11 protein-coding genes are annotated in these 10,298 nt (G+C 63.3%); 4 read left to right on the top strand and 7 right to left on the bottom strand.

The genetic code is table 11. From position 1 onward, the window contains the following. From minC to clpX, 4 genes are all read left to right on the top strand, one after another. The coding region (gene minC, locus AT959_RS11870) for a septum site-determining protein MinC (RefSeq protein ID WP_157651317.1) at positions 1-454 on the top strand (454 nt) is incomplete at its 5' end. Positions 455-487: 33 nt separating this feature from the next. Further along, the gene (minD, locus tag AT959_RS11865; RefSeq protein WP_066883342.1) at positions 488-1,303 is read left to right on the top strand and encodes a septum site-determining protein MinD; all 816 of its coding nucleotides are present in this window, start codon (positions 488-490) and stop codon (positions 1,301-1,303) included. Position 1,304: 1 nt separating this feature from the next. Next, positions 1,305-1,562: a cell division topological specificity factor MinE gene (gene minE / locus AT959_RS11860; RefSeq protein WP_066883340.1), complete on the top strand. Its 258-nt coding sequence runs from the start codon at positions 1,305-1,307 to the stop codon at positions 1,560-1,562. 40 nt (positions 1,563-1,602) lie between these two features. Further along, entirely contained in the window at positions 1,603-2,616 is a 1,014-nt protein-coding gene (gene clpX, locus AT959_RS11855; RefSeq protein ID WP_066883338.1) for an ATP-dependent Clp protease ATP-binding subunit ClpX, read from the top strand. Here the strand turns inward: clpX and AT959_RS11850 are convergent. The 7 genes from AT959_RS11850 to AT959_RS11820 form a co-directional block, all read right to left on the bottom strand. After that, positions 2,613-3,239 carry a hypothetical protein gene (locus AT959_RS11850; protein ID WP_066883336.1) on the bottom strand — a complete coding sequence of 209 codons (627 nt, stop codon included), beginning with the start codon at positions 3,237-3,239 and terminating at the stop codon, positions 2,613-2,615. The two genes, clpX and AT959_RS11850, sit on opposite strands and share 4 nt — an antisense overlap. Before the next feature lie 95 nt (positions 3,240-3,334). Beyond that, entirely contained in the window at positions 3,335-4,423 is a 1,089-nt protein-coding gene (locus AT959_RS11845; protein ID WP_066883334.1) for a GGDEF domain-containing protein, read from the bottom strand. 150 nt (positions 4,424-4,573) lie between these two features. Then, the gene (locus AT959_RS11840) at positions 4,574-6,241 is read right to left on the bottom strand and encodes a cation acetate symporter (protein ID WP_066883332.1); all 1,668 of its coding nucleotides are present in this window, start codon (positions 6,239-6,241) and stop codon (positions 4,574-4,576) included. Then, positions 6,238-6,552: a DUF485 domain-containing protein gene (locus AT959_RS11835; protein ID WP_066883330.1), complete on the bottom strand. Its 315-nt coding sequence runs from the start codon at positions 6,550-6,552 to the stop codon at positions 6,238-6,240. Before AT959_RS11835 ends, AT959_RS11840 begins: the two co-directional genes overlap by 4 nt. A gap of 113 nt (positions 6,553-6,665) precedes the next feature. Next, a complete protein-coding gene (locus tag AT959_RS11830) occupies positions 6,666-8,303 on the bottom strand; it encodes an electron transfer flavoprotein-ubiquinone oxidoreductase (protein ID WP_240481815.1) in 1,638 nt (545 codons plus the stop codon). 8 nt (positions 8,304-8,311) lie between these two features. Continuing rightward, complete coding sequence (locus AT959_RS11825) at positions 8,312-10,090, bottom strand: acyl-CoA dehydrogenase (RefSeq protein ID WP_066883328.1); 1,779 nt, start codon at positions 10,088-10,090, stop codon at positions 8,312-8,314. Between the two features lie 27 nt (positions 10,091-10,117). Beyond that, positions 10,118-10,298, bottom strand: a 181-nt coding sequence (locus AT959_RS11820) for an electron transfer flavoprotein subunit alpha/FixB family protein (protein ID WP_205629905.1), incomplete at its 5' end; no start/stop codon positions are given.

Here is a 10,298-nt window from a genome sequence, read left to right as displayed (position 1 = left end):
ACTGGGCCGACCGCGCGCCAAGGCGGCAGAGGAACCTGCCCCCGCCCCGGCCCCGGTCGCCGCCCCCGTTGCGCCACCACCGCCGGCCGCCGCCGAACCGGCGCCGCGCACGGTCATCCTCGACAAGCCGCTGCGTTCCGGCCAGCGCTTCTACGCCCGCGGCAGCGACCTGATCGTTATGGCCATGGTCAGCGCCGGCGCCGAAGTCATCGCCGACGGCAACATCCACGTCTATGCCCCGCTGCGCGGCCGCGCCCTGGCCGGCGCCAGCGGCGACAAGGCAGCCCGCATCTTCACCACCAGCCTGGAGGCCGAACTGGTCTCCGTGGCCGGTCTGTACCGTACTTTCGAGGCCGGCGTGCCGGCCGAACTGGCCCGCCAGCCGGCCACCGTCAGCCTGCTTGAGGATGGCGGCCAGGCCCGTCTGAACATCGCGTCCCTGGCGCTCCGATAAATCTATTCCAACAAAACCCAGCGAGAAATCACCGTGACCAGAATCATCGTCGTTACTTCCGGCAAGGGCGGGGTCGGCAAGACCACCACCAGCGCCAGCTTCTCCACCGGCCTCGCGATGCGCGGCTTCAAGACCGCCGTCATCGACTTCGACGTCGGTCTGCGCAACCTCGACCTGATCATGGGCTGCGAACGCCGCGTCGTTTATGACCTGATCAACGTCATCAACGGCGAAGCGACGCTGACCCAGGCGCTGATCAAGGACAAGCACTGCGACAACCTCTACGTGCTGCCGGCCTCGCAAACGCGCGACAAGGATGCGCTGTCGGAAGAAGGCGTCGAGAAGGTGATCAAGGAGCTGGAACACCAGGGCTTCGACTACATCGTCTGCGACTCGCCGGCCGGTATCGAATCGGGTGCCGTGATGGCGCTGACCTTCGCCGACGAAGCACTGGTCGTGACCAATCCGGAAGTTTCCTCGGTGCGCGACTCCGACCGCATCCTCGGCATCCTGCAGGCCAAGTCGCGGCGCGCCATCGAAGGTCGCGAAGCGGTCAAGGAACACCTGCTGATCACCCGCTACAACCCGAACCGCGTCGAAGCCGGCGAAATGCTTTCCTACAAGGACATCCAGGAAATCCTGCGGGTGCCGATCATCGGCGTCATCCCGGAATCCGAGGAAGTGCTGCAGGCCTCCAACCAGGGTTCGCCGGTCATCCACCAGAAGGAAACCGACGCTGCCGAGGCTTACCACGATGTCATCGCCCGCTTCCTCGGCGAAGACAAGCCGCTCCGTTTTGTCGACTACGTCAAGCCGGGCCTGTTGAAGCGTCTGTTCGGGAGCAAGTGACATGTCTCTGCTTTCCATGCTCTTCGGCAACAAGCCGAAAACCGCCCAGGTCGCCAAGGAGCGCCTGCAGCTGATCATCGCCCACGAGCGCGATGGCGGCGGCAGCAGCGCCAACTTCCTGCCCGACCTGCAACGCGAGCTGATCGCGGTGATCTCCAAGTACGTCAAGGTCAATACCGACGACATCCGCGTCTCGCTTGAGAAACAGGGCAATTACGAAGTACTCGAAGTCAATATCGTGCTTCCCGAAAAGGGCTGAGACGACTAGCATCGGGGCATTGCGCCCGAGGAATGCCCCGATGTCCGCCCTGCTCAAACCCAGCGAAATCGTCCGTCTGCTCTCCGAGCATGTGATCGGCCAGGACGAGGCCAAGCGCACGCTGGCCGTCGCCATCTACGCCCATTTCCGCCGCATGGCGAATACTGCGGTCGACACTGTCGAACTGACCAAAAGCAACATCCTGCTGATCGGCCCAACCGGCACCGGCAAGACCCTGCTCTGCGAAACCCTGGCCCGCATCCTCGATGTGCCCTTCGTCACCGCCGATGCCACCTCGCTGGCCCAGACGCAGTTCGTCGGCGACGAGATCGAGGCCATCCTGCACCGCCTGCTCGACCGGGCCGATGGTGACCTGAGCCGGGCCCAGCGCGGCATCGTCTTCGTCGATGAAGTGGACAAGCTGAAGACAGTCAGCGGCCAGGCCCGCGCCACCTCCGGCGAAAGCGTCCAGCACGCGCTGCTCAAGATCATGGAAGGGGCGCCGGTCCGCCTCAAGGACGGCCGCCACATCGACACCACGCACATCCTGTTCATCTGCGGCGGCGCCTTCGTCGGCCTCGACAACATCCTGACCAAGACGCACACCTTCGGCTTCATCTCGACTTCGGGCGGCGACGACCAGCAGATCCTCGAACGCCTGAACGCCCGCGTCAAGCCGACCGACCTGCTCGAATTCGGCCTGATTCCCGAGTTCGCCGGCCGCCTGCCGATCGTCACCCGGCTCTACCCGCTCAGCCAGGAGATGCTGGTGCGCATCATGACCGAGCCGAAGAACGCTATCGTCAAACAGTTTGCCGCGATGCTGAAGAGCGACGGCGTCGAACTACAGATCGAGACCGACGTCTTCCGCCAGATCGCCGAACTGGCGATCGAGTACAAGGCCGGGGCGCGCAGCCTGCGCGGTATCTTCGAGGAAATGATGACCGACGTGCTGTACGCTGTGCCCGACCACCCGGAGATCCGCAAGGTACTCATCAAGTCGCTGTTCGAACCGCCGCGCTACCTCGGCGCCCGGCCCGAGGCCGACGCTTAGGCGTCTTCCTCCGTCCATTCGGCAACATGGCGGATGGCCTGAAGGACGACGAGGACGCCACCGACGTAAAGGCTGTACTTGAGCAGCTTGCCGGCCAGTAGCGCGAGGGCCAGCGTTGCCAGACTCATCTCGCCGAGGGCGGCCAGGACCAGGGCCGGCATCTGCGGCACCGGCAAGGCGGCAATTGCCGCAATGGCCAGTTCGCCATACTGCCCGATCCAGTATTCGGAATGGCTCCACATCGCCGACTGGCGGATTTCCGGGAAATAGGCATCGAGCAGGCCGAGGCCGAGCCAGCGGATAAAAAAAGTCAGGCCGGTGGCGCCACAGACCGCGCCCAGCGTCGCCCCGACAATAACCCCCAGCCAGCGCTGCGGGGCAAAGACGGTGGCGGCGACGATGACCGGTCCGAACGGGTACAGGCTGGTCCCGGCCGACAGGATGGCGAGCAAGGCAACCAGCAGCGGGTAAGCAGCGCCGTGCCGGATGCGAAAGAGCAGCCGGCTGCCGGCATTGAGTTTCTTTTCGGAATGCAGGCTGGCCGTGTAGTAAGCAACCAGCGGGACCAGGCCGCTGCGCTCGGCCAGCCGGTGCACCCAGCGCATCAGGCGATCATGGCGCATCGGGCCTCATCGGGAAGGGCATTGCCGCCCCCCGAGGGGGCTTCCTGCGGGGCGCGGTCGACCGGCTCAAAACGGCAAAAACCGCTGGCGATAGCTCAGAAGAACTCGACCTCGTTGGCGTCGATTTCCTTGAAGACGCCGGCGCGCACCAGTTCCTGGTATTCATAGACGCGGTTGCGGCCGTCCTGCTTGGCCTGGTACAGGCTGCGATCGGCCCGGCTGAGCACTTCGACCGGCAGGATGTTGGGGTCGGCCTGGCAGTAACCGACGCTGATCGTCAGCTTCTCGACGCGCGGGAAGGTGCAGGCTTCGACGGCAAGGCGGACGCGCTCGAAGATGTTGCGGGCAATCGCCTCGTTCTCGGCGGTGACGATGGCGACGAATTCCTCGCCACCATAGCGGTAAAGCAGGTCGCCGGAACGGAAGGCGTTGCTCATCAGGCGCGCCGCCAGCAACAGGATCTCGTCGCCGACCATGTGGCCGAAGGTGTCATTGACCTGCTTGAAACTGTCGATGTCGATGACGCCCAGCCAGTAATTGCTGCCCGGCGTCGTCCGCCGGCCGGCCGCCCGTTCGGCATAGAAATCCGGCTGGGCAAGCACCGTCCACAGCCGGTCGAAATTGCTTTCCAGCGCCTGGCGGTTGAGCAGCCCGGTCAGCCGGTCGCGCTGGCTGATGTCGAGCAGCGCGTAGTAATTGGAAAACACCTCGAGCACGCCACGGATCATCGTGTCCTCGGTCGGCGACACCTCGCGGTCACGCTGGAAGACGAAGTAGCCGCAGACCTCGTTGTCGCCATAGAGCGGATAGGCGATCAGTACCTCGCTGCCGCGCAGCCGGGTACAGGGTTTGCCGAGCAGGCGGACATTGTCGGTCAGGCCGATGACATCACCGGCGACCGCCGCCAGATTGGTCACTTCCTCGATCCGTTCGACGACGCGCGACACGCCATCGGCCTCGACCACTTTCGAGCGATGGTAGTTGATGACGCGGATCAGCGCCTGGCGGTCGTCGGTGCGATAGAGCGCGGTGTCGAGGACACCGAGCAGCGGCCCGAGCGTGCGCAGCAGACTCTGTTCGAGCACTTCGGTATCGCGGATGGAAGTCATTTTGCCGAGCTTGCCGAGCAGGCCGGGCAGCCGATTCTGGCTGGTCTCGTTGGAGATCTTGTTTTCTGTAGTCATAGGGAGGGCGGGTAAAAACCGTTAGCTTTTCAGTATAGCCAGCGCCAATTCGGCGAGCGTATATTTTTGTATAAAAAAAGGGAGCCCGAAGGCTCCCCAAAGGATAGAGACGACGGGTGCTGTTCTCCCGATGCCTCACCCGCAGAGTGATTAGTGGGCCGATGCGGCGGCGGCGCCCAGACCGGTCTGGGCGCGGATGTACTGCTCTTCGAAAGCATCGGCTTCCTTGGCGGCACGGGCGCTCTTGTCGGTGACCGACATCAGCCAGGTGACGACGAAGGCGGTAGTCATCGAAATGATTGCCGGATGGTCGTACGGGAAGATGGCCTGGGCATTGCCCAGCACCTTGACCCAGACGGCCGGCGACAGGATGACCAGACCGACCGCCGAGACCAGGCCGGCGACGCCGCCCCACAGCGCGCCACGGGTGGTCAGGCCCTTCCAGTACATGGACAGGATCAGCACCGGGAAGTTGACCGAAGCGGCGACGCCGAAAGTCAGCGCAACCAGGAAGGCAATGTTCTGATCCTTGAAGAGCAGGCCGAGCAGGATGGCGACGATGCCGATACCGACCGAAGCGATCTTGGTGACCTTCATTTCCTGAGCGCTGGTCGCCGTGTTCTTCTTGATCACGCGGGCATAGAGGTCATGGGCGATGGCCGAGGCACCGGCCAGGGCCAGCCCGGAGACGACGGCCAGAATGGTCGCGAAGGCGACCGCCGACAAGAAGCCGAGGAAGACGTCGCCACCGACCGACTTGGCGAGGTGCATGACCGGCATGTTGCCACCACCAATCAGCTTGCCGCCGATGATGCCGCCTTCGAAGAACTGCGGATCCTGGCCGACGATGACGATGGCCGAGACGCCGAGGATGATCACGACGAGGAAGAAGAAACCGATGAAGCCGGTGGCGTAGAACACCGACTTGCGGGCTTCCTTGGCATTCGGCACGGTGAAGAAGCGCATCATGATGTGCGGCAGGCCGGCCGTACCGAAGAGCAGCGCCAGCGACAGCGAGACGGCGGAGACCGGATCGGCCATCAGCGAACCCGGGGCCATGATCTTGATGCCGGCCTTGTGGGCGGCAACGGCCTGGTTGAACATGGCGTCGAAGGAGAAGCCGAACTTGGCGAAGGCGAGGATCATCAGCAGCGTGCCGCCGCCAAGCAGCAGGCAGGCCTTGATGATCTGCACCCAGGTCGTCGCGACCATGCCGCCGAAGGTGACATAGACCATCATCAGCAGGCCGACGCAGATCACGGCGTAGGTGTATTCCAGGCCGAAGAGCAGCTGGATCAACTGGCCGGCACCGACCATCTGCACGATCAGGTAGAAGCAGACGACGGTCAGCGAACCGAAGGCGGCGAAGGTGCGGATGCGGTTCTGGTCAAGGCGGTAGGAGGCGATGTCGGCAAAGGTGAATTTGCCGAGATTGCGCAGTCGTTCGGCCATCAGGAACAGGATGATCGGCCAGCCGACGAAGAAGCTGATGGTGTAGATGAAGCCATCAAAGCCCTTGGCGTAGACCAGGCTGGTCAGACCGAGCAGGGTGGCCGCCGACATATAGTCGCCGGCAATCGCCAGGCCGTTCTGGAAACCGGTGATACCGCCGCCGGCGGTGTAGAAGTCGGAGGTCGACTTGGTGCGGGCCGAGGCCCAGTAGGTGATGCCGAGCGTGGCCAGCACGAAGACCATGAACATGGCGATGGCGCTGACGTTGATCGGCTGCTTCTGGACGCCTTCGATGGCGCCCGGGGCGGCCACCGCGGCAAAGGCGACGAGGACGCCGGCGAGGAGTGCAATCAGTGAACGCTTCATTTGTGCGACTCCCGCAGGATCTGCTCGTTGAGCGCATCGAACTCGCCGTTGGCGCGGCTGATGTAGATGCCGGTGGTCAGCCAGGAGCCGACGACGAGAATGACGCCGATCGGCCAGCCGAGGGTGATGATGTTGCCGTCGCTGATCGGCTGGGCCAGGATGCCCGGGTTGAAAGCGGTGATCATCATGAAGGTGTAGTAAGGCACCAGCACGACAAGGGAAAGAATGATGGCGAAGCGCGTGCGCTTGCCGACCATTTCGGCGAATTTCGGGTTGGCCCGAATTCTTGCCTGGATACTGTTTTCTGACATGGCCCCTCCAGGGAACATAAAAGGTTGAAACAAGGCTGTTTGCTGTTCTCGTACTTTTATTCTTTGCGGCCGCCGGGTCGCCTTAATGCGCGAAAGGTCGCCCGGCAGTCCGTTTACATATTTGGATAAGTCGGTCCACCGCCGCCTTCCGGCACCGTCCAGTTGATGTTCTGGGTCGGGTCCTTGATATCGCAGGTCTTGCAATGCAGGCAGTTCTGACCGTTGATCTGCAGCCGCGGCTGGCCTTCCTCCTCGCCGAGGATTTCGTACACGCCGGCCGGGCAGTAACGGGTTTCCGGCGCGCCGTACTTGGCGTAGTTCACGCTGATGGCGACGCTTTCATCCTTCAGGCGCAGGTGGCACTGCTGGTTTTCCTCGTGGTTGGTGGCCGACAGGAAAACCGAGGACAGCCGGTCGAAGGTCAGCTTGCCATCCGGCTTCGGATAGTCGATCTTCGGATGGGCGTTCTTGTCGCCCAACTGGCTGTGGTCGTCGTGATGGCGCATGGTCCACGGCGCCTTGCCCTTGAAGACGTAGGTGTCGATTGCGCCGTAGGCCAGCGCGCCGAACAGGCCCCACTTGAAGGCCGGGCGGATGTTGCGGACCTTGTACAGCTCTTCCCACAGCCACGACTTCTTGATCTGCTCGGCGTACTCGGTGGCTTCCGCCCCCGCACCTTCCTTGAACAGATGCTCGAAAACCGCTTCGGCGGCGACCATGCCCGACTTCATCGCCATGTGCGTGCCCTTGATCTTCGGCACGTTGAGGAAGCCGGCGGTGTCGCCAATCAGCAGGCCGCCCGGGAAGGTCAGCTTGGGCACCGACTGGTAGCCGCCTTCGGACAGCGCGCGGGCGCCGTAGGAAATGCGCCGGGCGCCATCGAAGAAACCGCGGATCGCCGGGTGCGTCTTGTAGCGCTGGAATTCCTCGTAAGGCGACAGCCACGGATTCTTGTAGTCGAGGCCGACCACCATGCCGACGGCGACCAGGTTGTTTTCCAGGTGGTAGAGGAAGGAGCCGCCGTAGGTGTCGCTCTGCAGCGGCCAGCCGACGGTATGGACGATCAGCCCGGGCTGATGCTTGGCCGGGTCGATTTCCCACAGTTCCTTGATGCCGATGCCGTAGGTTTGCGGATCGACGCCATCGCGCAAGTTGAACTTGGCCCACAACTCCTTGGTCACCGAACCGCGGCAGCCTTCGGCGAAAATGGTCTGTTTGGCATGCAGCTCCATGCCCGGCTGGAAATTGTGGCCGGGCTGGCCGTCCTTGCCGATGCCGAGGTCACCGGTGGCGACGCCCTTGACCGAACCATCTTCGTGATAGAGCACTTCGGCGGCGGCAAAGCCGGGATAGATTTCGACGCCGAGCGCTTCGGCCTGCTCGCCCAGCCAACGGCACAGGTTGCCGAGGCTGATGATGTAGTTGCCGTGGTTACCCATCTGCGGCGGCGTCGGCAGCTTGTGAGCGCCCGCTTCGGTCAGAAACAGCAGGCGGTCTTCACCGGCCGGCGTGTTGAGCGGCGCACCGCGTTCCTGCCAGTCGGGAATCAGCTCGGCCAGCGCGTGCGGCTCAAGCACGGCGCCGGACAGGATGTGGGCGCCGATTTCCGAGCCCTTCTCCAGCAGGCAGACCGAAACTTCCTTGCCCTGCTGTTCGGCCAGCTGCTTGAGGCGGATCGCCGTGGACAGCCCCGAAGGGCCGCCGCCGACGATCACGACATCGTATTCCATCGCATCGCGATCAGTACGCATGGTCGGACTCAGAACAGGGTTTCGGCCAGGCCGAACACCGAGTCGCTGCCGCCGGTGATTTCAGCGGCGTAGGCAGCGGCAAACGGCAACTGGTGGGCGGCGAAATAGGTTGCCGTGGCCAGCTTGGCCTTGTAGAAGTCGTCGCTGCTACCATCGGCCAGATGCTGGACGGCAATCGCCGCCGACTTGGCCATCAGCCAGCCGCCGACGACGATGCCGGTCAGCTTGAGGAAAGGCACCGAACCGGCATGCACGGCCTGAGGATTGGCTTCGTAGGTGGCCAGAATCCACTCGGCTGCGGTTGACAATGCCTTGATGCCATTTTTCAGATTAGCTGCGATACCAGCCAGCTCGGCCTTGCCTTCGAGTTCCTGGGCGGTCGCGGTCATTTCGGCCAGCAGCGCCTTCATCGCCGCACCCGGCACCTTTTCGCGGGCCAGCTTGCGACCGACCAGGTCGTTGGCCTGGATCGCCGTCGTCCCTTCGTAGATGGTGGTGATGCGCGAATCGCGGTAATACTGGGCGGCACCGGTTTCCTCGACGAAACCGACCCCCCCGAACACCTGCAACGCGGTGGACGACAGCTCGACGCCCTGCTCCGTGCTCCAGCCCTTGACAACCGGAGTCAGCAGATCGACACGGGCCTGGGCGGCGGCATCGCCGGCATGCGCCTTGTCGATATTGGCGGCGGCGTAGTAGGCCAGCGTGCGCATCGCTTCGGTACGCGACTTGATGTCCATCAGCATGCGACGGACATCCGGGTGATGCAGGATGGTCTTCTTATCGCTCGAGGTGTCGCCGATGATCTTGCCCTGGACGCGTTCGCGGGCGTACCACAGCGCGTGCTGGTAGGCGCGCTCGGCGATGCCGACGCCTTCGAGGCCGACATTGACGCGGGCGTGGTTCATCATCGTGAACATGTAGCCGATGCCCTTGTTCTCTTCGCCGATCAGGTAGCCGACGGCGCCTTCGTTCTCGCCGTAGGACATGACGGCGGTCGGGCTGCCGTGGATGCCGAGCTTGTGTTCGATCGAGGCACAGATCAGATCGTTGCGCTTGCCGAGCGAGCCGTCGTCATTGACCAGGAACTTCGGCACCAGGAACAGCGAAATGCCCTTCAGTCCCGGCGGCGCATCCGGCAGGCGGGCCAGCACCAGGTGAATGATGTTCTCGGCGACGTCGTGCTCGCCCCAGGTGATGAAGATCTTGGTGCCGCTGACCAGGTAGGTGCCGTCACCGACCGCCTTGGCCTTGGAGGAAATGGCGGCGAGGTCGGAGCCGGCGTTCGGCTCGGTCAGGTTCATCGTTCCGGTCCAGGTGCCTTCGACCATCTTCGGCAGGTACTTCTGCTTCAGCTCGTCGGAAGCATGGTGGGCGATGGCTTCGATGGCACCGCCGGTCAACATCGGGCACAGGCCGAAAGCCATGTTGGCGCCCTTCCACATTTCATTGACCGCCATCGAAACCAGCGCCGGCAGGCCCTGGCCGCCAAATTCCGGCGAGAAAGGCATGGCGTTCCAGCCGGTTTCGACGAACAGTTGATAGGCTTCCTTGAAGCCGGGCGCCGTGGTGACGACGCCGTCCTTGCAAACGTGGCCGGTGCGGTCGCCGACCTTGTTGATCGGATCGAGGACGCCGGTGGCGAATTTGGCGGCTTCGTCGAGAATGGATTCGACGAGATCGACGGAACATTCCTCGTTACCGGGCAGCCCGCAGATCTCTTCGAGACCGGCCACTTCGTTGAGGACGAACTGCATGTCGCGAATCGGGGCGATATAGGTGCTCATAGGGTTATCTCCTGAATATTCTTCGGTTTAGACGGCGGCAACGAGAGCCGGAACGACTTCAAACAAGTCACCCACCAGCCCGTAATCGGCGACCTGGAAGATCGGTGCATCGGGGTCCTTGTTGATGGCGACGATGACCTTCGATTCCTTCATGCCGGCCAGGTGCTGGATGGCGCCCGAGATGCCGACCGCGATGTAGAGCTGCGGG

Source organism: Dechloromonas denitrificans (assembly GCF_001551835.1).
GTDB lineage: Bacteria > Pseudomonadota > Gammaproteobacteria > Burkholderiales > Rhodocyclaceae > Azonexus > Azonexus denitrificans.
The sequence above is the reverse complement of the archived record's forward strand: the minus strand, read 5'-3'. Positions and strand labels throughout refer to the sequence as shown.